The sequence below is a fragment of the Pseudomonas sp. D3-10 genome, from assembly GCF_051132175.1.
In the GTDB taxonomy this organism is placed as follows: domain Bacteria; phylum Pseudomonadota; class Gammaproteobacteria; order Pseudomonadales; family Pseudomonadaceae; genus Aquipseudomonas.
The window spans coordinates 81,817-102,763 of the sequence record NZ_CP071669.1 but is presented as its reverse complement, the minus strand read 5'-3'; the positions used below and the strand labels follow the sequence as shown (position 1 = coordinate 102,763).

22 protein-coding genes are annotated in these 20,947 nt (G+C 53.1%); 13 read left to right on the top strand and 9 right to left on the bottom strand.

What is annotated here, in order from left to right; genetic code table 11:
• Nucleotides 1-202: 202 nt before the first annotated feature.
• Nucleotides 203-568, top strand: a complete 366-nt coding sequence (locus J3P90_RS26730) for a hypothetical protein (RefSeq protein WP_434676634.1) — start codon at nucleotides 203-205, stop codon at nucleotides 566-568.
• Between the two features lie 98 nt (nucleotides 569-666).
• Nucleotides 667-1,635, top strand: a complete 969-nt coding sequence (locus J3P90_RS26725) for an endonuclease (RefSeq protein WP_434676633.1) — start codon at nucleotides 667-669, stop codon at nucleotides 1,633-1,635.
• Between the two features lie 485 nt (nucleotides 1,636-2,120).
• On the opposite strand, the gene J3P90_RS26720 is transcribed toward J3P90_RS26725, so the two are convergent.
• The 4 genes from J3P90_RS26720 to J3P90_RS26705 all read right to left on the bottom strand — a co-directional run bounded on the left by J3P90_RS26720 (nucleotide 2,121) and on the right by J3P90_RS26705 (nucleotide 5,439).
• A complete protein-coding gene (locus J3P90_RS26720; protein ID WP_434676632.1) occupies nucleotides 2,121-3,092 on the bottom strand; it encodes a DNA replication terminus site-binding protein in 972 nt (323 codons plus the stop codon).
• 195 nt (nucleotides 3,093-3,287) lie between these two features.
• Nucleotides 3,288-3,473 carry a hypothetical protein gene (locus J3P90_RS26715; protein WP_434676631.1) on the bottom strand — a complete coding sequence of 62 codons (186 nt, stop codon included), beginning with the start codon at nucleotides 3,471-3,473 and terminating at the stop codon, nucleotides 3,288-3,290.
• A gap of 17 nt (nucleotides 3,474-3,490) precedes the next feature.
• A complete protein-coding gene (locus J3P90_RS26710; RefSeq protein WP_434676630.1) occupies nucleotides 3,491-3,856 on the bottom strand; it encodes a hypothetical protein in 366 nt (121 codons plus the stop codon).
• An 80-nt stretch (nucleotides 3,857-3,936) separates the two neighbouring features.
• Entirely contained in the window at nucleotides 3,937-5,439 is a 1,503-nt protein-coding gene (locus tag J3P90_RS26705) for a 3'-5' exonuclease (protein WP_434676629.1), read from the bottom strand.
• A gap of 147 nt (nucleotides 5,440-5,586) precedes the next feature.
• On the opposite strand from J3P90_RS26705, the gene J3P90_RS26700 reads away from it, so the two are divergent.
• Entirely contained in the window at nucleotides 5,587-5,901 is a 315-nt protein-coding gene (locus J3P90_RS26700; protein WP_434676628.1) for a hypothetical protein, read from the top strand.
• A 106-nt stretch (nucleotides 5,902-6,007) separates the two neighbouring features.
• Nucleotides 6,008-6,349: a hypothetical protein gene (locus J3P90_RS26695; protein ID WP_122810519.1), complete on the top strand. Its 342-nt coding sequence runs from the start codon at nucleotides 6,008-6,010 to the stop codon at nucleotides 6,347-6,349.
• Between the two features lie 169 nt (nucleotides 6,350-6,518).
• Here the strand turns inward: J3P90_RS26695 and J3P90_RS26690 are convergent, their stop codons facing one another.
• Nucleotides 6,519-7,385, bottom strand: coding sequence for a replication initiation protein (locus J3P90_RS26690; RefSeq protein ID WP_434676627.1), 867 nt, complete (start codon nucleotides 7,383-7,385; stop codon nucleotides 6,519-6,521).
• Between the two features lie 1,049 nt (nucleotides 7,386-8,434).
• Between J3P90_RS26690 and J3P90_RS26685 the strand changes: the two genes are divergently transcribed.
• The 9 genes from J3P90_RS26685 (at nucleotide 8,435) to J3P90_RS26645 (ending at nucleotide 17,356) form a co-directional block, all read left to right on the top strand.
• Nucleotides 8,435-8,914, top strand: coding sequence for a hypothetical protein (locus tag J3P90_RS26685; RefSeq protein ID WP_434676626.1), 480 nt, complete (start codon nucleotides 8,435-8,437; stop codon nucleotides 8,912-8,914).
• Between the two features lie 201 nt (nucleotides 8,915-9,115).
• On the top strand, nucleotides 9,116-10,249 hold the full coding sequence (locus J3P90_RS26680; RefSeq protein WP_016974331.1) for a ParA family protein: 1,134 nt from the start codon (nucleotides 9,116-9,118) through the stop codon (nucleotides 10,247-10,249).
• Nucleotides 10,250-10,481: 232 nt separating this feature from the next.
• Entirely contained in the window at nucleotides 10,482-11,510 is a 1,029-nt protein-coding gene (locus tag J3P90_RS26675) for a ParB/RepB/Spo0J family partition protein (protein ID WP_434676625.1), read from the top strand.
• 393 nt (nucleotides 11,511-11,903) lie between these two features.
• On the top strand, nucleotides 11,904-12,209 hold the full coding sequence (locus J3P90_RS26670) for a hypothetical protein (protein ID WP_011077920.1): 306 nt from the start codon (nucleotides 11,904-11,906) through the stop codon (nucleotides 12,207-12,209).
• Between the two features lie 951 nt (nucleotides 12,210-13,160).
• Nucleotides 13,161-14,150, top strand: coding sequence for a hypothetical protein (locus tag J3P90_RS26665; protein ID WP_434676624.1), 990 nt, complete (start codon nucleotides 13,161-13,163; stop codon nucleotides 14,148-14,150).
• A 65-nt stretch (nucleotides 14,151-14,215) separates the two neighbouring features.
• Nucleotides 14,216-14,842 (top strand): hypothetical protein, encoded by a 627-nt coding sequence (locus J3P90_RS26660; RefSeq protein ID WP_434676623.1) that lies wholly within the window; start codon nucleotides 14,216-14,218, stop codon nucleotides 14,840-14,842.
• Nucleotides 14,843-15,029: 187 nt separating this feature from the next.
• The gene (locus J3P90_RS26655; RefSeq protein ID WP_434676622.1) at nucleotides 15,030-15,389 is read left to right on the top strand and encodes a histone-like nucleoid-structuring protein, MvaT/MvaU family; all 360 of its coding nucleotides are present in this window, start codon (nucleotides 15,030-15,032) and stop codon (nucleotides 15,387-15,389) included.
• Between the two features lie 144 nt (nucleotides 15,390-15,533).
• Entirely contained in the window at nucleotides 15,534-16,019 is a 486-nt protein-coding gene (locus J3P90_RS26650; protein ID WP_011600731.1) for a hypothetical protein, read from the top strand.
• Between the two features lie 65 nt (nucleotides 16,020-16,084).
• Nucleotides 16,085-17,356 (top strand): hypothetical protein, encoded by a 1,272-nt coding sequence (locus tag J3P90_RS26645; RefSeq protein ID WP_434676621.1) that lies wholly within the window; start codon nucleotides 16,085-16,087, stop codon nucleotides 17,354-17,356.
• Nucleotides 17,357-17,457: 101 nt separating this feature from the next.
• Here the strand turns inward: J3P90_RS26645 and J3P90_RS26640 are convergent, their stop codons facing one another.
• The 4 genes from J3P90_RS26640 to J3P90_RS26625 form a co-directional block, all read right to left on the bottom strand.
• Nucleotides 17,458-18,717, bottom strand: a complete 1,260-nt coding sequence (locus tag J3P90_RS26640) for a tyrosine-type recombinase/integrase (protein ID WP_434676620.1) — start codon at nucleotides 18,715-18,717, stop codon at nucleotides 17,458-17,460.
• Nucleotides 18,714-19,121, bottom strand: a complete 408-nt coding sequence (locus tag J3P90_RS26635; protein ID WP_434676619.1) for a hypothetical protein — start codon at nucleotides 19,119-19,121, stop codon at nucleotides 18,714-18,716. The genes J3P90_RS26640 and J3P90_RS26635 overlap by 4 nt, the downstream gene beginning before the upstream one ends.
• A 320-nt stretch (nucleotides 19,122-19,441) precedes the next feature.
• On the bottom strand, nucleotides 19,442-20,197 hold the full coding sequence (locus tag J3P90_RS26630; RefSeq protein WP_434676618.1) for a metallophosphoesterase: 756 nt from the start codon (nucleotides 20,195-20,197) through the stop codon (nucleotides 19,442-19,444).
• A 60-nt stretch (nucleotides 20,198-20,257) separates the two neighbouring features.
• Complete coding sequence (locus tag J3P90_RS26625; protein WP_278917279.1) at nucleotides 20,258-20,935, bottom strand: GNAT family N-acetyltransferase; 678 nt, start codon at nucleotides 20,933-20,935, stop codon at nucleotides 20,258-20,260.
• Nucleotides 20,936-20,947 lie beyond the last annotated feature (12 nt).

Below are 20,947 nucleotides of genomic sequence, written 5' to 3'. Positions count from 1 at the left end.
GGTAGGTCGCTCCGCGATCAAAATGCCCTGGCGTTTTTTCGAAGAAAACCCTCCCCAAGGGCAATCCCTGAATTGCTAGTAGCTCTTAATCAGACGGTAAATGTGCCTGAAAGCGCGACTTGAGCTCCGATCGCTCCCGCATGCTTGGATTTCTTGAAGTCTCGGGTAAAACCGATTTCCGAACAAATCAAAGGAGAGAGCTATGCGAAACGCTGATGGCCATCAACACGACGAGTCTCGGCTGATCGACCGCATGATGATCGATTTACTTTCCACAATGGATCGAAGCGATACAGATATGCGCTCAGCGCTGATTGAGAAGAGTCAAGATATCCGCGGCCTGGCGGAGATCTGCCGGCAGACGGTAATTTTCGAGCGCAGCCAGGCAAAGTTCATTGAATTCAAGCAGGAGCTCGAAGGTTCAACGCCTTCTGAACTGCGGCTCGTGAAGTCCTGGACGTGGTTACTAGACCGTATTGCAAATTCTCCTACCACCTTACACATGAGGGGTGCCGTTCGACTGTGCGTGCCGCTGGTTGCGTTCTATCTCCCCCTCGATGATGTTTGATCGAATCTCGTATAACCGCTCCATCACCACTCAACCCAAGCTTGGCCAGGGATTTTTTGCTCTAGGCGGGTAAAGCTATTTCAGATTGAGGCAGTACCGTGAAAAGGATCAGTGTGTTACTGACGGCCGGGCTGGTGGCCATCTCTCACTTCGCACTTGCTGCAAGACCCTTGACGTTCGAGGACGCAAAGGTTGAGCTGCGCGAGAAGGTCTATTACGACCGCAACACGAGCACTGACGGCGATCTATATTGCGGGTGTCAGTGGAAATGGGTAGGGCGGTCAGGCGGCCGTATCGACTTCGCTTCGTGTGGCTATGAGACTCGCGCTCAAGAAAACCGCGCCCAGCGCATCGAATGGGAACACGTCTTGCCGGCATACGCCTTCGGTAGCCAGCGGAAATGTTGGCAGAACGGCGGGCGCAAAAACTGCGTTGATACCGATGCGGTTTTTCGGGAAATGGAAGCCGACATGCACAACCTCGATGTGAGTGTCGGAGAGGTAAATGCTGATCGCAGCAACTTTCGCTATGGCGTTTTACCCTCAACGCCAAAGCAGTACGGCGCTTGCCCGACCAGAACAGATTTCCAGCAGCGGGTGACAGAACCTCGCGACCAGGTAAAGGGCACTGTTGCCCGCATCTATTTCTACATGCACGCCCGTTACGGGCTGTCGATGTCCAAGGCACAGCAGCAGTTGCTGATGGCCTGGGATCGTCAATACCCGGTGACCGCGTGGGAACAGGAGCGTGACCGGCGGATTGCCCGAATAATGGGGCACAGCAATCCATTCGTAACAGGTGAGCGTTCTTGGAGTCTCGGGATGCGAGTGACGGGAGACGACACGATGGCACAGGCCATTCGGAGTGAGCCAGTTCAGCACCAGGTATCTGGTGGATACGCCTCCAGCTCGATCTCGCCGGTGATTGGCAACCGCACTAGTAATGTTTACCACCTACCAGTGGGCTGTCCGAGTTATGGAAAGGTCGGAACGCGCAACCGGGTAGAGTTTGCCAGCGCTGCGGACGCCAAAGCTGCGGGTTTTAAACGGGCCGGAAACTGCCGATAGAGGGCCGTGCGGAGCGGATATGCGGTTTTGTAGTGCTGGGGCAAGCCTGAACCTTTTCCATCCCCCAGGACGTTGTACGGTGGCTACAGCAAGAGTCAGGTGAGGCAGCTGGTATCGCAGGCACGGCTGGGTGTATCACAAAGACCTCCCGGCCGACCTCAATGATCAATCAACTGTCTGGTGCTGTTTCGTTTTTGCGGCCTGCTGGGGCGTTACCGGCTCAGGTTGGGCAGGCGTCGTGGCCAAGGTATGAGTAATCACCGAGCCGCTTTTGTTGCCAGGTTCTTTGCCAGGGACTCCCGGACAACTTCCATCGTGAGTATCCGCGAGGTGGCAATCGCAGATTTGAGGGGCTGGCCGGCCGCAAGTGGCTTGAACAGCTCAGCGGATGTAGGGATAATGTTCGCATCCTAATTATTAGGTAGCTTGGCATTTTACATAATCCCTATTATGCGAACTCTAAGCCATTGATTTTTATGGATAAACTATCGCTCAGAGATGTCTTTTATTGATTCTCGGTAGGTCGAAAGCACCTCGGGGCCATCTGGCCCGCCGGGCTCTTGGGTAATTGGTTCCGCAGTGGATGAGGATACGAAAAAGCGCCCACCAGGGAGTGCCGGCAACCGGTGCTTTATGTCAGGCCGTTTTGCTGATCGCGAGTCTCTATCGAAGTCCTTGAGGCCAACGACTTTTGCAGCGGGCTGCCCATCGAGTACGAAGAATGGGAGGTTGGCATGCAGCATTGCGTCATACCGGCTTCGCTCGGAAAACCACAGCATGGCCCGTGGATGCGGAGCGATAGGCTTTGGCGCATCTAAAAGGTCGGTTTCAGCCATGTTCGCGATGGTGCGTAGATCGATCCACTGGGGGCTATTCTCCACTGGCTCGCCGGTGGCCACGGATCTTTCATGTGCCGCGGCAAGCAGTACTTCCCGGACGTGGCCAACAGTGACTCGCTCTTTACCTGAGGTGTGGCCGGCCCAGGTGAATGTGATCTGCCTTGGGGCCGCATCAAAAACTTGGATTGCGCGCTTCAGCTGGTTGAGAGAGAAATTTTTCCCCAGGGCCTGGCGCATGATGTTGGAGCGGCGGCTGACGGCGACGTTGCGAAACACGCGCTCAGCCTCGATCGCATCCACCAGCGCGCTCTTGCAGCGATTCACCGCCCTACCCTCATCGAGTATCGATCCGGAGAGGAGAAAGTACCCCGGCAAACGCAGCACGGTACCTGGAGCCTGGCCGAGATCGCGCTCAAACTCGCGTAACGCCTCTACGGCGGCCTTGATCGCGTCAGTTCCTGTCAGTACCTGGACGTTGATTCGAGATGGCGTCCTCTGTTCAGAGAGGAGCGGGATGCGCCATATCATCCCGCCGACAACCAATGCGGGCCATTTCTCATTGAAAGCCCCAACGGTTTCGACCAAACGCTTGTAAGCGGAAACAATTGCGTCAGTCATCTAGGATTCCTCATAATACCACCCCTTCACTACGGCTATGCCATGTGCCCTCCTCCCCCTCTGCTCCATGTTAACCAGGAGCAACGCAGAGGGTGCGAAAGCGATCTCGCGAATGAAGGGGTGGTATTACCAAGTATCACAAATTCCGCTCATAAAAAAACCCGTTCGAAACGGGCTTTTTTGCTACGTGTCAGCTCAGCGAGTTCGGACTGCCTCCAGAGATAGCAGATCCTCAATGTGATCCGCAGCGTCGGCTCGCAAACGGCTCTCCAACCTGTCTCGACTGATGTGTTCAGTTTCGCCCGGCTCAACGAGCAAAACTACATAGCCCTGATCCCGCAGATGCTGAAGCAAAGCCGCCTGGTGGCTGGAAATGGACATGAGAATATCTCCTGTGTTTAGCGGGTGAGTTTTAAGAATCGAAGCAACCAGGCGAAGCCTGCTTTTCGCTTCGGTTTCCATGTTTGCCAGAGCCCGTTCATTTGGCCTGAAGCTGTCAAATCATCATGAAGGCGCAACAAGAACCTGGTGATGCTCCTGCACTCAGGGCAATTGCCGCTTGCTTCAATCGTGAAGCACCACTGGGCAGTTCGGGTGATAGCTCCTCTCAGATGCTCGTCCGGGATCGTTTGGTTGTAGCCGCGGCACTCACCGGCGAACACATGCCAGGCTGTTTTATTCTCAAAACGAACAGGTAGCTGGCTGGCAATGCTCGACATCGCGAGCAGATCCAGATCCCGCTGGGTTGGCTTTTTCCGACTCATTTACGGTCCATCGGTAATCTAATGGTCAAATCCAATCCTAGTGTGTGCACCGGATAACCCAATGAGATGCTCGAGGAGCACTACGCGGCAGCCGCCTGTTTCGTCCTGAAAACCATTGGGGTGTTTGGCTTGCGACCATCACGCCGGTCGACGAACTCTTTCATGATCTCCAACATCGTCGAGTTGACAGCCAGAACATGCATAGCACGCGTACACGCGACGTATAGGAGGTTCATCTCATCGATCCATGGTTCCTTTTCGTTGTCCGGATTGAACGGATCGAAGGTGAAATCCTCAGCCAGTTGCACCGCATCCCACTCCAAGCCTTTCGAGCGATGCGCGGTGCTGAGGGTGATGGTGGCTTCAAGCTCATCAGTGACCGCATTGCGCCGCAGCTTGGCAAACAACTCCGGGAGATCCGCGCTGTACTGCTCGATGATCTTGATTGATCGGTTCATCTCAGGGTCTTGGCTTTCATCGGCAATCTGCTTGTAGAGGTCATAATCAGGATATTCCTGGAGGAGTTTTTTCCCCTTCACTCGGTCACGCCACCCCTTCGATAGCGCATGTAGGTCTTCAAGATCCTGGAGGTTGTAACCCTCGATCCCCCCAACCCAGTAGATCTTTGCACCAGTCTCTACATTGGCCAGCGCCGTCTCGATCACTCCAACCACCGTCCGACAGAGTACGGTGCGATGTTCAAGGTCAGCCGGTAGCGCCTTTGAAACACGAGTCTCGCCACCAAGCCCAGCCAGTTGGCGGGATTCACCCTTGAACGCGAGAACCATGTTGGCGACGTGCGCAACGGCAGACCCGAACCGAAACGACTGAGTGAGGTAATGGACTTCCGCTTTGTCGAGCCAGGTCGCATTGAGAGCGTCTACAGCCCCCCTGAAACGGTAGAGCATCTGATGGCCATCGCCACAAACGACTACACCCATACCGTATGCCGCCTGCTGCGCAAGAACACCTGCAATCACTGGATTGATGTCCTGTGCCTCATCTCCAAGCGCAATATCGTAACGGTCCCGCAAGTTTGGTTTCGAGAGAGCCCAGAGCTTGAGGTACCCATCGTGCGTAATATTCGCTGCCTCGTTATGAATGTCGCACATTTGCAACCAAAGCTGCCTGGCTCCTTCGACGATGCTGCCGGCGGCGCGCTTCATTCGATCCGTCTTGAGCTTGCTTACAGGGCAGTGACAAAGCTCGATATCGTCATCCGCGCTGGCCAGATAATTGTTCAACGTCTCTTGCACGCTGCGCACCAGCTCCCAGTTCTGTGAGCCGATAACTCTTGCAATGTCGGTCAGGCGCAGATTGCTCGTGAGCTTGTGTCTGTACTTCGATCCGATCGACGCATAAGCCAAGCCATGGGCTGTTTTGCACGTCACGTTCGGCGGAAACTTTTGCTTGGCAGCAATCTCGACGCTTTTGTTGTAGCAGAGGTAGAGCAGACGGCATTGAGGTCTAGCCTTGGCATAGCCAACAAGCGTGGTGGTCTTCCCTGTTCCAGCAAAAGCCACCAGCTTGACGATACGGGCCAACGAGTTAATCGCTGGCCCCTGTTCGTGGGTGAAGTTCATGCCTTGGATCTCCGTTCTGATATGTCTACATGGTTGCATAGCCACGCACAAACCCAAGCGGGGGCTGCCAGCTCTGCCCTCTACAGGATTTGGGTATTCCTGGAGCGGTGGCAATGTCTACTCACACCCGGAATCAGAGCAGCAACCATGACTTACGACGAGACCCTTGCTTCCTATCAGCGTCTTCTTGAAGCCAATCCAGGGAAAGCATTGAAAATCGGCGACGATTGCTACGCGGTACTGATCAACGGAACCTTGAGCGGGGCATACGCCACCCTGGATGGGGCTGTTGATCTCGGGACGATCTTCAATTTTGACCCTGAAGGTTGGGACGCCGAATGCGAGTGTTGGGACGGTGATGTTTCTGGCATGCAAACAGCATTTTGCGTAGCCGCTCCAGCCTTTGTTGATCTTCCGCCACCACCCGCGAGGAAGAGCACGCCCAACCAGGGGGAAAAATAATGCTAGGGTTCGCCGCCAATGCGATGCCGAACAAAGCCAGGGGAATTCCGTTTGGGATTTACGAGACTGCTGGCAGCATGAATGCATATCAAGGGAGCCGTAGCTTATGACAGCCATCCAACATTTCCAGCAGTGCCAATCGGAGCCGGTATGCACCGATCTGATTCAGATGATTCGTGACGGCATGATTCGCCGGCTCAAGCGATTTGTTGTAGAACCTTACGATGACGGCATCACCTGGGGAATTCAGACAGTCGCCATAGCAACACCAGAGGCTGATGACGGCGACCAGTTTCCTGTTGTGATTGTCGACCTTCACGAAGATGACCAGGCTGCAATGTCGTTTGCTTTGAGCGTCTTCGACGCGCTCAAAACCGCAGGGCGAGCATCAGTCGAGGATGTATGCCAATGGCGGCGAAGCCTATTTACGCTGGTACCCAATTACTGAGCATCACCTGTCCAAGACAGGTCAAGAAAACCCGCCACCAAGGCGGGTTTTTGCTATGGAATTGGCACCAAACGGACGGCAAATGACGACTCGAATGCCTGGACAGGAATGAACGGCACCGGGAGCATTGCTAGAAAAGGCACAAACGGCCGCCAGATGACGACGCATTCTAATCTGGTTGCTCTTCTTCCTCTGCCGAAACAGAGAACAGCAGCCCAGCTTCCTGAGCTTCCGCCAACTCACCCAACGGCTGAGTGGCCAGCCATTCGCTATCTTCTCCGGGGTCAAACTCAGGAAGAGGGGGAAGATCTTCAGGGTCGAGTTCCAGATTAAGCGGGATCTGTGCGACGTCACAGAAGGTGAATTTGATTGCGATCACCTTCCGCCCTTCCCTCTTCAGCTCGTAGCTTACATCCAGGTTGCTCTTACTCTTCAGCTCCGCAACTGCCGGATCTATGACTCTCTGGCGGAGGTTGTTGAATCGTTGATAGGCATCCGACAATCCGAGGGCGACCCGCAAGGATTCGACCTCAATGTAGGCCCATCCTGTCTTCCGAAACTGCATCAGCATCTCAAACAGCCGGAACGAATGGCTCGAGTCCAGGCAGGCAACCCGCCGAAGATCATAGCTAGTCACTTTGCTGTACAGCATCGTGAGATAGGGCATGACATGGATGGTGAACGACAACTCAACGCGACCTTCACCATCCAAATACTTGGCCCGATCGACCCAACGCTTCCGCTCCATGCCAGACCCGTCAAAGGTCTTAATATCGCGCTCGTACAGCTCATCAGCAGCCACTTTCATCTGCTCATATGCATGCCTGAGCTGGACGCCGTAGATATCCGAATAGTCCGCGGCCGAGACAGACACCTTTTTCGGCATGGGCCTTCTTGGGTCGAGTTTACTGATAGCCGCGAGGATCAACCGCTGCTCGTTGAGTGTCAGCCGGTATGACGCGGTAATCAGCGTATTGGATTTCGTAACCCGGAGCGGCTTAGGTTCCGGCTTGGCAGGTTTAGGTAAATTGGACATGTCTGGCCCCACGATTAGTAACGGAACCCTACAGAGAGATTACGCTGTAGTCGATACCCAGGAGTCGGTTAGGCTCTAGACCCTAGTAAAAATGGGCCTTGCAGCCAACCACCCCATCCGATCGCAAGACAATGGACGAATCTGTAGTCGATAGGCAGTAGCCGTAATTTGTAGTCGATTGGTGTCCGTCCGGCACGTAGGACAGCCGTAATCTGTAGTCGATAGCGTGAAGCACCCTCGATCCACAGCCGTAATCTGTAGTCGATAGAGTGGGAGACCTTTGATCCACAGCCGCAATCTGTAGTCGATACCGAAGATACGGCTGCAAAACTGCCTGGTCATGTTCGTCCACGCACAGCCGTAATCTGTAGTCGCATCGAGCTGACGACTATAAAAACAGCCGTAATCTGTAGTCGATAGGTCCAGCGGTGTAGCTCAAAGACTATTTATTGGCGAATCCGCCAAGGAATTGGGCGAACCACTGAAAATCGTCAAATAATCGACAGCTAATTTAATTTATCGTTTAAAAACAATGAGTTATTGCGGTTTCGATCCAAAGAAACGCCAATCAGGCAAATTCAGAACACAAAATTGCTTGAAATCGAGCCATAAAAACTCAAACTCGTGCTACGTGCAGCATCCGGCAGCCGGAATCTGTAGTCGTTAGACACAGCCCAGGCCCTCCATCCGGCCTGTGTATAACGGCCGTAATCTGTAGTCGTCACAGCCGGAATCTGTAGTCGCTTCAGCCGTAATCCATAGTCGCAAAGCCGGAATGTGTAGTCGCAATACCGGAATGTGTAGTCGATGATCCTCTGGAGGCCGCGTAATACAAGGGCTCCAGCAATCTAAAAACAAGAGAACAACAAGAGAAAAACAATTAAAAGGCTTTTAAAACTGAGAAGCTAATTTTCTGAGGGTTGAAAAGCAAAAAACAGACTCAGAATCCAATGGCTGTTTTTCCGACGAGAATTCGGTTCGAAAGCAGCACACCCACCAGGTCGGCGAGGAGAAAATGACCCCATCCGAATATGACCTGGAGGAACCCTATGAATACTGCCGCTTTCGCGGGCGTCGCAGCTTATCTGCTCAGCATGGCTGTCATAGCGCCGGAGCCGGTAAGCCTGACTGTAGGCGTTACGACGATCGTCGACGTCCAGCAGCACTACACCATCATCGACAAGATTGGTACATCCTACACCGGTGGCCCGGTGCTTAATCTCTCAGAATGGGAGGTAAACCTCGAGGGTGTCACTGACATTCAGCTGGCATTCAACGCTGAAGGGGTACTGGATGTCGCTACGGTAAAAGCTGACAAACTTCACCTGGAGGAAGTGCTAAGCGGGCTGAGAAGCCAGCTGCAAATTGGCACAGACGAGTCCAGCCACGGTTTTGAGAACATCACATTCTTGTCTGGCTCCACCGAGGTAGTGGTCGAATCGCATCCCATGGACACCCAATTCACAGTCAACTACATAAGCTCGGTCTTTAAGCGCGCACGCACCGATGCCCAAAAACAGTACGCCTGACCGCTGACATGGGCTCTCGCTTTACCTATTATGAGTTCGGGTTTAGTCTCCAAAATTCCTGATCAAAGCCGAACTGTGAGATGGAAAAAGCCGTTTACAGTTCGGTTTTAAAGGCCAAAACCCACCCTGTACCATGATTTTTCTTGAAAAAGCGACTTAACGTATTATGATTCACCTGTATTCAACAATGCAGGGATCGTCATGCAGCAGCCAAGCGAGCAGTTTGAAGAGGAATCCGTCTATTTCACGGATTTCTCCACCCTCCTCTACCCCCCTAAATTTGCAGCCGATTGTTTTGGATTGACTACCCGTCGTCTTCAAGACATTGAGGATGAAAACGGGCTGGAAATTCGCCGCATTGCTCGCGGCACTGTCCCAACTCGGGCTTATACCCTGAGTGATATTTTCGATATCGCAGCGATCCGTAGAGCGAAAGGTCAAGCAAAGGGGCTACCACGGCAGGTTGTGATATCAACCTTCGTTCCCAAGGGCGGAACGGGAAAAACGACCGTAACGGTCAACCTAGCAATCTACCTACAGATGCAAGGGCTCCGGATTCTTATCATTGATAATGATCCCCAGGGCGACTCGTCGAGTGAGCTGGGGTATGACCCAGATTTGGCAAGGTCTGACCTTGAATCGATGGGAATTCCTCCAGAGCGCTATGTTGAGGGCAACCTAGGGAACCTTCTGAGCCCAGAGCTGAGAGGTCGACAATTCGAGCCATTGTCTTTTGAGCAAGTCATCAAAAAGCCATTCGGCGAGAACGGCCCCCACCTCATCCCAGCTGATGCGTACCTCGAGGATCTTGTTGTTGCTTTAGACGCAGAGAACAATATGGATTTCTGGTATGCAGACTGGCTGGAGCGAGCCAGGACTGGAGAGATTCCCGGTATTGATACGTCAGCCTATGACGTGATCCTTTTCGACAATGCCCCTACCGCTTCTCGACTCACAAAAAACTCCATCGTCGCTAGCGACTTTGTTATCTGCCCTGTTCGGATGGATAAATTCTCTTTTCGCGCCCTTATGCGGCTGAATGAATGGATGGTTCGATTTGCCAAGGCATACCGTCGCTCCCCTGTTGTTCTAGCAATCCCGACCATGTTCATCAGAAACCGTAAACGCATTTTGAATAACCTTGTTGTTCTGAACGATCTCTTCCCTGGTCGGGTTGCTGAAGAAAAGCTCTATTACTCAGAAGACTATGGTAAAGCGCTGGATCAAGGCATTCCTCTGATCGTATGGAAAGGCGCTACCAGCAAAACCATTGACTCAATGCGCTCAGTTTTTAGCGAAGCACTCCAAAAAGTCCGAGAGTTTGCTTCTCAGTGACTGGTGCTCGGAGCACCACCTAGGGTTTGATCTTCACTGGTGCTCGGAGCACCACCTGGGTATTGAGCTTCACTGGTGCTCGGAGCACCACCTGGGTATTGAGCTTCACTGGTGCTCGGAGCAGCACCAGTCTGCTGAACTTCACTGGTGCTCCGAGCACCACTTGAGATCTTCAGCAGGCCCAAGAGATTGGATGCGCTCCACGTTACAGCGGTTAATTGACGGAGAAATTATGGCTAAGTCAGAGGATTTTCCAGGAAAGCCAAAAGATGCGCCTACCTGGATGTCTGGCGTCAAAAGGACGCCGGCGGAGTTGCCGGAACCCAATCTAAGAGTTTCGGTTAGGGAAATGCTTGCTCAGCAACAGGTTAATGAGGCTGTTGCTGAGCAAGCGGTAGCAGGCATCGAGGGCGAGAATAGCCAGGCTAAAGTCTCCGGCAAGGCTCTTGAAGCGGGAGCCGCAAACGGTGTCATAGCTGAAATCAGCACCAGCAATATACGGGTATCGCCATACCAGCCACGTCTGGCATTCAGCGAGGCAGCTATCGAAGACCTTGCAAATTCGATCGCTTCTGTTGGCTTGGCCAAGCCCGTCACTGTCAGGCCGATAGGTGATGGCATTTATGAGCTGGTCGGCGGTGAGCGCAGATGGCGTGCTCACAAATTGCTCGGAAGGGAGACCATTACGTCATACGTCCGTGAAATGGACGACGCTTTGGCGCAGATCCTTGCGCTGACGGACAACGAAGGCCAAGAAGCGCTCACGGAGTACGAGCGAGGTAAATCTTACGCAAAAATTTTGGATTCTGGTGGTGAACCATCTGTCAGGGCGCTGGGCCGCCGGTTAGGAGTCAATCACTCGATAGTGAGTAGATGCCTATTGCTGATGGACCTGCCTAATGAAGTGAAAGCCATTCTGGACACGAATCCAGGACTCATCGGTGGGAAGCGGGCAAAGGATTTTATTGAATTCAGCAGCAAAGAGCCCGAACTACTTCTGCGAGCCGTGACGGCTATGCGTGATGAGCAATGGACACAAGAACACGCTCTGCGTTGGCTAGCCAAGGAAATTGCTTCACGGACCCAGCAAAACTCGTCCAGCAAATTCACCGATACTGAGATCAGTGGTATTGGACGGGTTCGCGTAGAAGGAAAAAAAGTCGAGCTTCGTTGTGAGAAAAGTGTCGACGCGAAACTGATTGCGGAGCAGTTCGAGGCCTTTTTAAAGACAATTGACCGTTCTTTGATTGAGAGCGAATGATTCACATTTACTTTGTAACTATATATTTCAGACGCAAAACAGGTTAGAAAACGTGCACACGAAGGCGATGTGCCATGACAGAATATGGTTTTTAGACTACGAGATAAGGACATATGGCAACCGGAGTCGCGCAACCAGAACACAGAGTGGTGCAACCGCAGACACGATTCACCGCTCTCGCACAGCTGTCAAAGATTGAGCCTGAGCACCTGCATGGCTTGAGCCGTATTGAGCTGTTTTCGGTAATTTCAGAGCACTGGCTGAAGTGTTCAGCCCCGGCTCGGATTCACATGTTGAGCAGCGAAGATCGGTTCATCCGCGGTGAAGCGCGGGCTCAGAACAAAGCATTAAGCGTTACGCAAATTTGCGTAGATCAAGCTCCAGGGATTATCTATGAGCAATTCAACCAAACACCGTATCTCGCTGGCGTATGAGCATGAAGGGGAGGTGCGACAGGCCTCAGCCGAGGTGAACCAAACGAAGGCGAGCATCACCTTCAGCGGGCTTCCGAGCGTAAAGTTCCAGGTGTCACTGAGCGATCCTGAACAGGTGATATTGCAGTTGCCCACAGACCGCAAAGGAAAAAAACCAACGGTTTCTTGCGACATATCCTCGATCCCTGAGTTGGAAGCGGCGATGGACGAGGTGCGCAGGCAAGGTTGGCTTGGGCCAAAGGTGTCAGTGAGCGAGTGCGGGTGAACCAGCATCGGTGCCTTGCTCCGAGACTGGGCGAGTGAAGTTGACCTCAGGGAATCGCACAAGCGCATCCTTTTGCACGAATCGCAATTGACCCTCCAGCTCACTCGTTACTTTGTTAGTTTAGTGCGCGTAGAGAATAGGCCAGGAGGCCGCAGGCCTAGCAGGGAAGCTCAAAGAAGGCTGTCCCGAAGCATCCCCGACTCCCGGTCGGGAAATGATCTACAAAGACCCCCGCAGTAATCTATGCTTTCACCAGCCTGCATTTTCCTGGTTTGTAAAGGATCGAGCTACGGCGAGCTATAGCTCAAAGCATCAATTTAGTGAAACTAATTACGCCTTAAATGGTCGGTGATGGCCTGATGTTTGCTGTAGACATGGCCCTAGCTTATGCTGTGCTATGAGACAACTTTTTATAGGTTTTTGCCGTTCTGCTACCCGTTTACGAGCGGAAAAATGACGACCTTTTGACGCCGTTTTTGTGTACTGATGCGGAACTGTATATTTATACACTGATAGCATGCAGCCTTTGACTTACAGAAAATACCGAGATTCAGCCATGATCACAAAGATGCCCCCCCATGTAGTCAGAAGCTTTCCCTACTGGGAAACGCCACCAGAGCCGGGCCAGGATTTGCATGAATTGAAATGGGGTGTCATGGAAGTCCTTTCAGACAAGTCGCTTAGGTTCGTTGACACAAAACCGGATCAAGCAGCACTCGAAGAACTAATAAGCCAACTTCAAGAGAAGATTTAATTTAGATTTAATTTATTGTCTTGGCTTCTCTAGAACACCAATCCCTGCTTATACGGCAGGGTTTTTTTTGAGTGAATATTGAGCCTAGGATAGCAACAATGGTCGCGAATTCAGACGTAAAAACGACCTGAAAAAGCGTCATTTGTTCGTTTCTTCGACGTATCGTTCTTGGATAAAACAGGAACGAGAAGCTGCTTATGCAAAGCTATGATCTTGAGTTTCACGATTACGCTCAGCTATTTCCGTTAATCATCGGAGATGACTACGAAGCCCTGCTTGAAGATATTGATGTCAACGGACAGCGTGCCACGATCGTTCTCTATGAAGGAAAGATCCTTGATGGGCGTAACCGATATCGCGTTTGCAAGGATCTGATGATCGAACCCCGAACAGAGGAATACACAGGGGATGATGCTCTGGGGTATGTCCTCTCTCTGAACCTCTATCGACGGCAGCTCACTGTGGCTCAACGGGCATTGATCGCTGCCGAGCTGTCCTCACTGCGCGGGAGCAGCGCTATCACTGTCGACCTGGAGAAAGCAGCGGGGCAGGAGTTGGAAGCGGCGAAGATGGCGATTGAGGAGGCGGCCAAGGTCCTGGGTATCAGTCCGCGCTCTGTGTCTTCTGCGTGCAAGGTTGTCCGAGACGGCACACCGGAGCTGCTAGATGCTGTCAAGGCCGGCGAAGTGAGCGTATCCGCAGCGGAGCAGGTGGCTAAGCTGGAAAAAAAAACACAGCAAGAACTGTGTAGTCGCGGGCCTAAGGCAATTCGTAAGGCCGCGAAGGACATGAGGGAGGAGGGCAGATCGAAACCTGCGATGTCTAATAAGCCACTTCCGCCCTCAGATAAAAATGGTCTCCTCCCTCCGCCAGTACCGCTTGACGATGATGAAAATGAAGATGGCGCATCAGCACCTGATGCACTGGCAAACCAAATAGCCGCGATTGAGCAAGAATCGGACGTTTTCTATACCTATGAGAGTAAGCCGGCGGCTCAGCTCCTGTTCGAAATGGCTGATGCTGGAATGCAATTTGGCCGAGAAGCTGAGGGCGTTGCCGACGACATCATGAATGAGGTTGAAGAGGGCCTGGATCTTCAGTTCCTTGCATTCGTTGTGGACGTAGCCAAGAGGCTAGAAAATCGGGTGAAGGCAAAAATGCAGGCCCGATATGCTGAGGAGACATGAGTGTTGGGATTTTCTGGAAGGGTGATTTCATAGGTTAAAGCCCGAACAGAAAAGGAGTACCCCGCATGCAAACAACTCAGGACGACACCGTAATGGATTTTGGCCCGAACCTCTTCGGTGGCGAGGGTGGCTCTGCGTCCATCCCTTCCGCTGATGATGCAGATGCTACGAACAAGGCCCAGGAGGGTACGGCGAGTATTTCTCATCAGATGACTGAAGGTTGTACCGAAGAAAACACGGCCGAGGCCGGCGGCGGCCAGGCTGGTGGTAGCAGCGCTCCCTCGAGCAGCAATGTTGCACCTGGCGTGAATACTCAACAGGCAGCCACTCAAACCAAGGCAGGGAAGTCCGAAGTTGGCACCAAAGCCTTGTCCAGTGTGAAAGCAGCCGTGAAGGTTTTCGAAAGCATCAATGGCTTCGACGAGCAAAGTGCGACTCAGCGTACTGTCGTTCGCGATCTAATGTTAAAGCAGTCCGAAGCCATGGAACTCAAGCTCCAGGGCAAGAAACCTCCCGAGGGTGAAGACTTTGATTCCATTGCGAAGCAGCTCCGGCGCGAGAACAACCGCCTCGACTCCCTGCTTGAAGGTAAGGAATCACTGTTCGGCAAGGCCCGGGAAGCCGCCGAAAGTGCGATCGAAAACATGCAGGGCGTAATTGCCGAAATCAACCGTTTGGAGGAGGAGGCTTAGCCCTCCTGGACGCCATGAACAAGAAACTGTTCGTAGACATTCAATTTTACGCATTCTGGCCTTCCGCCGGATTCCTTGCGGGCTATGCATTCCTTGCATCGGCAGGCATGATCTAACCAGCAGCCCTAGCAAGCCTGGCGCGCACCGTCACGGCTCAGGGCCATGAAACTCAAACCAAGGAGACAAGATGTCCCTCATCACCGAGTACCGAGCCACAGAGGAAGCCATCAAGGAGCTTCAGGACCGACTGGAGAAGTTGAGCGGAAATGAAGCCCTTTTGAAAGAGATGGAGTTCGAGAAAAAGCTACGGGCCTTGATGTCTGAGTATGGCAAGAGCCTGCGCGACATCATCGCGATTCTTGACCCGGACTATCGAAAGCAAATTACCCATCAGCCTGGCAAACCTCGTGCGCAACGAGCAGTCAAGGTCTACCGCAACCCCAACACGGGTGAGCTCGCTAAGACCAAGGGCGGCAACCACAAGACGCTCAAGGAGTGGAAGCAAGAGCATGGCGCTGCTGTAGTCGAGACATGGCGAACCCAGTGAGTTTGCGCTACCGCGGATCTTCTAAAATAAACGGCCGGTGAACCCGGCCTTTTTTGTGAGTTAGGTTTGGCCACCGGGAGCTTGGGTTTTTTCAATTGAATGCGAACTTGAAATGGAGGTAAATATTTATCAACGGAGGATCAAATGGATAGCACTGAAAATGTCGATGAACGCCTGTTGGCCGCGGTTATGGATGAAGCGCAAACAGACTTCAGCATAGCCAGTATTGCAGTTGAGAAGATCCGCCAGGGAGCTGAAAGCATCGCCGCCGGGATGCACGGTCGCAACCATGTAAAGGCGTCATTCGAGCATTATGACGGTACACCGATGTCGCCTGAAGAAGCCTTGGCTCACCAGTGTGTCCATGCGGCAAGTATCGGAAAATCCCTCGGCCAGGAATTCCTTCTGAAGGCACCTGCTCCCCTCCTGGAGCAATTTTCCGCCGTGGCAGGGAACCGTAACGTTGCGGACAGTGGGGCAATGCTCGCCGGCCTGCTGCATGGGTTCATGATTGCATTCGCCACGAGGGAGACGGAGGAGCGAGCGCTGAAAGCGATGCTGGAGGTGGCCCGGATCTGCGACGAAGCCAACAATATTCGAGGCACCTCTTTCGGCCAAGCCAGCGAATGAATTGTTGCTCGGCGAGTGACTGGTCACCGTTTATGCCTATTGAGGCACTGGAAAGGAAATGAGTCATGTCTGACGACAAAAACGATAAAACTGAGCCGCCGCGGATGCTGGTCGTGGACGAGTACAGCAATTTTTTCGGGGGCCTGAATGACACGCTGAAGGAAGAGTTGCGAAAGGTGTCTGGCGTCCCGAATGCAACCTACCTGGTCAATGACGGGAAGGTATTCGTCTTCGACAAGCTGGTGCACCTGGTGAAAGAGCGCCAGAAGGAGCAGCCGCATGCACAGCTGCAAGAGATGGCCCGCAGCTTGATTGCCGAAGCAACTGTTTCTGCCAAGGAAGCCGTCGAGGCCTGGGGAGTAGTGCCGGTTCCCTACCAAACGGAAACTCTTGCGGCGATGGACACAGCCACCCTTGAATCTCGGGCGACTGGCCGCTTAATCCTGCACCGCCCCTTCAATGCTCGACTGCCGGGGGATTTGCAGGAGGAGGGCGACGTGAAAGCCGCGTTCGCCAACCTACTGGTGGGTGGTGTTCTCCCTGGTAGTGGTGACTTCACCTATCGCGGGCAGCCGATGACTCTGCGCGATCCCCTGGATCTGGCGCTGCTGCCGGCCCGGCCTGAAATCCCCGAAGGGCCGGCGGCTGAAGGCTGGGTCTACACGGCGCTGGGTAACGTCGAGTTCGAGGCGGGCTTTGAGCCAGTCTCGGAGGTGATGTTCAACGCCGTGAAGGAAACTGAAGCGAAGTGGCGTGGCGATATCGCTCATGCCGCCAAGCATGCTCAAGAACGAGCTGCAGAGGTCTGGGCCCAGGCTGCCGGCCTGCGCCTGGAAACGCTGAACGACCCGACGGATGAGGTGCCGGAGTACGGTGAGGAAGAATTCCCGCAGCTGCGAGCTCTCTACCCAGAACTGTCCATGCTGTCGGATGGCACCCTCTACTTGTTGTTCGACGTGTTCCAGATGGAGTGCCACTTCATCAACGGGTGGGCGGCGAACCGTGACGACGATTTTCTGTTCTATCTGCTCGGTAAGGTCGCAGACCGCAAGAACGATCACGACACGGCTAAAGAGGTCGGTGAGTGGGTGGCCGACGCCCTGTTGCACGGTGCAACCTTGGATGCTGCCCTGGAGATCGGTCGTAGTGCTGACCGATACAACCAGGCGATCGGCAAGCTCGCGCACCGGATTGCCGATGCCATGCGCTTCCTGGCTGAGGGCAAGAAAGCGACCGATCTTCGTGGTCGTACTATCACGACTATGGGAGACACATTCCGGATCGGCAGGAAGTACACCGCCACAGCTATGGTAGTGGAGCAGAAACTTCCATTCTGATCTCACCTATGAATTATAGGAACTGCGAGGGAGGGGGGCACAGTTCAGGCAAAATTGGTTGTTATTCGGGCGCTTCTGACAGAGCGCCCTCACCTCGGTGGTCAAGCGGCCGGCAGAACCTTGGCCAGATGTGACCCAGCATCAGGGGCAAGCTCCGAAACCAGATCCGATACCTCACCTTGCACCTGAGGAGCGTTGGCGATAAGAAAGTCCCCCCAATCCTTCATCAGGGCGCGACGCTTATCCAGCAAGTCACCTCGGTTATATGCTGCTTCAACCTTACTGTTGAGGGTATGCGCGAGAGCCATTTCGCAAACCTCTCGCTGGTGATCGGTTTCTTCCGCGGCCCACGTCCGAAAAGTAGATCTGAACCCATGCGGTACGACGCCATCGACCTGGAGCTGATCGAGCACCCTTGCCATGGCATTGCCGGGAATAGGGCCTGTTCGCCAGGAGTTGAGAAATATCCATTTGTCATGCTTTCCGACCTGCTGCCGTAGCACCTCGAGCATTTGCTCCGTAAGGGGTACCCGATGAGCCTTGCCCGCTTTCATGCGTTCTGCTGGGATGTACCAGATTTTCTCCTCCCAATCTATTTCCGGCCACTGGGCCCCGCTCACCTCTTGGTTACGGGTCGCAGTCAGAATTGCGAATTCAACAGCACGAGCTGCTGACCCATCCAGGGAATCGAGCCTGGCCAACAGCTCGGCAGTGCGTAAAGGTGTCGGAGACGGGAAGGGGACTACCGTATGCGATTGCTTGGGCAAGAGCTTGTCGAGATGACCACGCCACCGTGCGGGGTTTTCACCTTGCCGAAGCTTCAGTGCCTTCGCTGCATCGAGCACGAGCTCTATGCGATTCCGGACGCGGTTCGCCGTGACGGGGATCTTGCTCCAGATCGGCGTCAGCACATCCAGGATATCGTCCGTGTCGACCTCGGCTATCCGAAATCCGCCTATGGCAGGGTAGACATGCTTCGTGAGTGAATTTTGCCATTGCTGGTGATGCTTCTTAGACCAGCTTGATGAATGCGTGCGGATGTACCTTTCTGCCGAAGCCCGAAACGTGTGGCTCGTTGTGGTTCGTGAGGCTTTGGCAGCTTTGACCTTCGCACGCTCAGCGGCTGGATCGACGCCACGTGCGATATCGAGCCGGTATTTGTCAGCCTCCAGCCGCGCGTCTCTGAGGCTCAAGGCAGGGAAGGTCCCCAGGGCTAGATCGTGCCGTTGCTTCGCCAGCATATAGCGAAAGACCCAACTTTTCCGCAGGGTAGCTGACACACGAAGAATCAACCCTCGGCCGTCCTGGTAGGAGCCGGGCTGGTCGATATCCTTGACGAACTTAGGGGTCAGTTTGCTCATGAGGTGCCCTCGGTCACCGGGCCATTCTTTTCATCCACCGGCACGTCATCCTGAAAAGCGAGAGAAATGTTCTCCGGTGGGACAAGGTGCAGGCAAGCAAGCTCGTACCCCGCATCTGAAACGAGGTGTAAACCGGAGCGATCAACGGCGAGAACGGAAATCGCTCCAGGCTCGTCATCAAGCGCTTCACCAAGCCAGTTACTGAGTGCGTCTTCTACTCCCAGCATCGACCCAAAGAAATAGACCATTTCCTTGGCTTCACCGAGTAGTTCGGAGCGAGGTCCAATCTGCGGCCGTAAACCGTCACGGAAAATGGACTCAAGATTACGGGTTGGCGTGACGTGGTAAATCTCACCAGAAATCGGCTCGCTTTGAGCGTGCTCATTCGAAGCATGGTTTTTCACTACGGATTCCTCGCGGCTCGTTTGTTCGCAGGCGCTGATACTGCAATCGCGCCAGATCTCGCCGGAATGTAGGAGGATAAGGTATCCCCATACAAAACGGCTACAGGCCAGAACCTATAAGGGGTTCTAGAAAACCCAAATATTACGTCCCACACCATAGCCCACAGTTGCTATCGAGCAGAATGACCCTTCCAGGAAGCAGAGGAGGCCGACCGACGAGAGCATGAGTACCTGGACCAGGTGAGGTAGGGGAGAGGAGAGGAGAGGGGGAGCCGCCTACCCGGCAGCAGGCCTGAATCCTCGGCCGGGTTGTTGCCTGATCAGATTGAATGGATGGCTTCTGAGCCGCCAATTTCAACTATGGTCAATAGCCCGTTTTCAAAAACACCACCAGTATCAATATATCGAACATTCCCTAAATCAAGAACGGCAGCGACTTTCGTGTGGCCTACAAAGATCCTGTCGATACCAGCAACGGGGATGGTTGTTTGATTTAAATGTCGAGACCTACGCCACATTGCTTCCGTGGCATGGTAGTTCCTATAAGAGTCGCCTAACTCACCTGTCAGAGCCTCTTCGAAGCGCGACCAACTTAGGCATGTGCATTCAGCATGAACAATTCCAAACTTTTCGCCGTTGCGGCCTTCGACCTGAATAGCGATGGGTAGACCATGTAAAGCAAGCCCTATGGACTTCTGCTCGTCAGAGGTAAGGGAATAAAACCATTCTCCACCGTACTTCCGGTGTCCAACTTGTTCGGTATCTAGTCCGCCTTCAACACACCAGTAGTCATGATTCCCCATAACAGACTTGAACCAAGGCTTCTTCAACCAGTCATCAACTTGGTGTGATTCTGGCCCTCTATCAACTAAATCACCTACCGAAAATAGTCTGTCTGCATATTCGTCAAATCCTACCGAAGATAACAGTTTCGATAGCTTGCTGAATTCACCATGAATATCGCCAACCACGAAATCACGCCCAAAAATATTTGCTCCATACTTCGCGTAATAGCCATTGGCGCTCACGCTGACCGGGGCATGAATTGCAGAAAGATGAAGGAATTTGGGCATCATAATAGGCTCGCGATACGCTGGAATTGTTGGCATACAGACCATTTTCGGAACGGATAGCGCCTAGATGGATAAAGGGTTCTTGCGTTGCTCAACGAAGTACGCAACCTCTTGAGATATTCGCTTTGTTTCAGCGTCATACTCATCGTTGATAGCAACAGCCCGATCCCCGCCAAGTTCGCTAATCAAGCGTTGAGCTTCTTGAGAAACCGCACTTTGTCTGTTCAGGAAGTTCGGGTCTATGACGTTCATATTGTAGGAACCGCCAATTCGCATAGCGACTTGAGCCCCTTGGGCCTCGCACATTACGAATCCGATCTTTTCATACGCCTCTACGAGTGTTGGAAAGCAGCTCAGCGCTATGTCGGTGAAGCGTGGTTTTAGGCTGGCAATCATCGCAGTCATAATTCCCTGATTGCGGTGGGCTGAATCGACGCAAATATAATTGATGCCACAAGCAGTTTCGGAGTCGTTAGCACGGGTTAGGGTCATAAAACCTATGATAGTTGATGCGGCATTTACAGCGATTACTAATTCTGAATTGATCATCAGGCTAATTGCTGGGTCTAGTTGAAGTTGGATGTCAGTCAGCATCCACGCACGAACTACGCCGAACATCGGGTGGGTAGTACTTATTGGTCGGTTGACCAAATCCTGGCTATAGCGATAGGCCATACGCAAGATTTCTTCTTTCTGCGAATCACCTAGTTCTTTAATATTTTTGATTGTAACAACTTCCATGATTGCTCCTTT

What these genes read in the sequence shown, in the direction of transcription:
- J3P90_RS26730 (WP_434676634.1), top strand. Translation starts at nt 203, where the DNA reads ATGCGAAACGCTGATGGCCATCAACACGACGAGTCTCGGCTGATCGAC.
- J3P90_RS26720 (WP_434676632.1), bottom strand. Translation starts at nt 3,092, where the DNA reads ATGACTGACGCAATTGTTTCCGCTTACAAGCGTTTGGTCGAAACCGTT.
- J3P90_RS26715 (WP_434676631.1), bottom strand. Translation starts at nt 3,473, where the DNA reads ATGTCCATTTCCAGCCACCAGGCGGCTTTGCTTCAGCATCTGCGGGAT.
- J3P90_RS26710 (WP_434676630.1), bottom strand. Translation starts at nt 3,856, where the DNA reads ATGAGTCGGAAAAAGCCAACCCAGCGGGATCTGGATCTGCTCGCGATG.
- J3P90_RS26705 (WP_434676629.1), bottom strand. Translation starts at nt 5,439, where the DNA reads ATGAACTTCACCCACGAACAGGGGCCAGCGATTAACTCGTTGGCCCGT.
- J3P90_RS26700 (WP_434676628.1), top strand. Translation starts at nt 5,587, where the DNA reads ATGACTTACGACGAGACCCTTGCTTCCTATCAGCGTCTTCTTGAAGCC.
- J3P90_RS26695 (WP_122810519.1), top strand. Translation starts at nt 6,008, where the DNA reads ATGACAGCCATCCAACATTTCCAGCAGTGCCAATCGGAGCCGGTATGC.
- J3P90_RS26690 (WP_434676627.1), bottom strand. Translation starts at nt 7,385, where the DNA reads ATGTCCAATTTACCTAAACCTGCCAAGCCGGAACCTAAGCCGCTCCGG.
- J3P90_RS26685 (WP_434676626.1), top strand. Translation starts at nt 8,435, where the DNA reads ATGAATACTGCCGCTTTCGCGGGCGTCGCAGCTTATCTGCTCAGCATG.
- J3P90_RS26680 (WP_016974331.1), top strand. Translation starts at nt 9,116, where the DNA reads ATGCAGCAGCCAAGCGAGCAGTTTGAAGAGGAATCCGTCTATTTCACG.
- J3P90_RS26675 (WP_434676625.1), top strand. Translation starts at nt 10,482, where the DNA reads ATGGCTAAGTCAGAGGATTTTCCAGGAAAGCCAAAAGATGCGCCTACC.
- J3P90_RS26670 (WP_011077920.1), top strand. Translation starts at nt 11,904, where the DNA reads ATGAGCAATTCAACCAAACACCGTATCTCGCTGGCGTATGAGCATGAA.
- J3P90_RS26665 (WP_434676624.1), top strand. Translation starts at nt 13,161, where the DNA reads ATGCAAAGCTATGATCTTGAGTTTCACGATTACGCTCAGCTATTTCCG.
- J3P90_RS26660 (WP_434676623.1), top strand. Translation starts at nt 14,216, where the DNA reads ATGCAAACAACTCAGGACGACACCGTAATGGATTTTGGCCCGAACCTC.
- J3P90_RS26655 (WP_434676622.1), top strand. Translation starts at nt 15,030, where the DNA reads ATGTCCCTCATCACCGAGTACCGAGCCACAGAGGAAGCCATCAAGGAG.
- J3P90_RS26650 (WP_011600731.1), top strand. Translation starts at nt 15,534, where the DNA reads ATGGATAGCACTGAAAATGTCGATGAACGCCTGTTGGCCGCGGTTATG.
- J3P90_RS26645 (WP_434676621.1), top strand. Translation starts at nt 16,085, where the DNA reads ATGTCTGACGACAAAAACGATAAAACTGAGCCGCCGCGGATGCTGGTC.
- J3P90_RS26640 (WP_434676620.1), bottom strand. Translation starts at nt 18,717, where the DNA reads ATGAGCAAACTGACCCCTAAGTTCGTCAAGGATATCGACCAGCCCGGC.
- J3P90_RS26630 (WP_434676618.1), bottom strand. Translation starts at nt 20,197, where the DNA reads ATGATGCCCAAATTCCTTCATCTTTCTGCAATTCATGCCCCGGTCAGC.
- J3P90_RS26625 (WP_278917279.1), bottom strand. Translation starts at nt 20,935, where the DNA reads ATGGAAGTTGTTACAATCAAAAATATTAAAGAACTAGGTGATTCGCAG.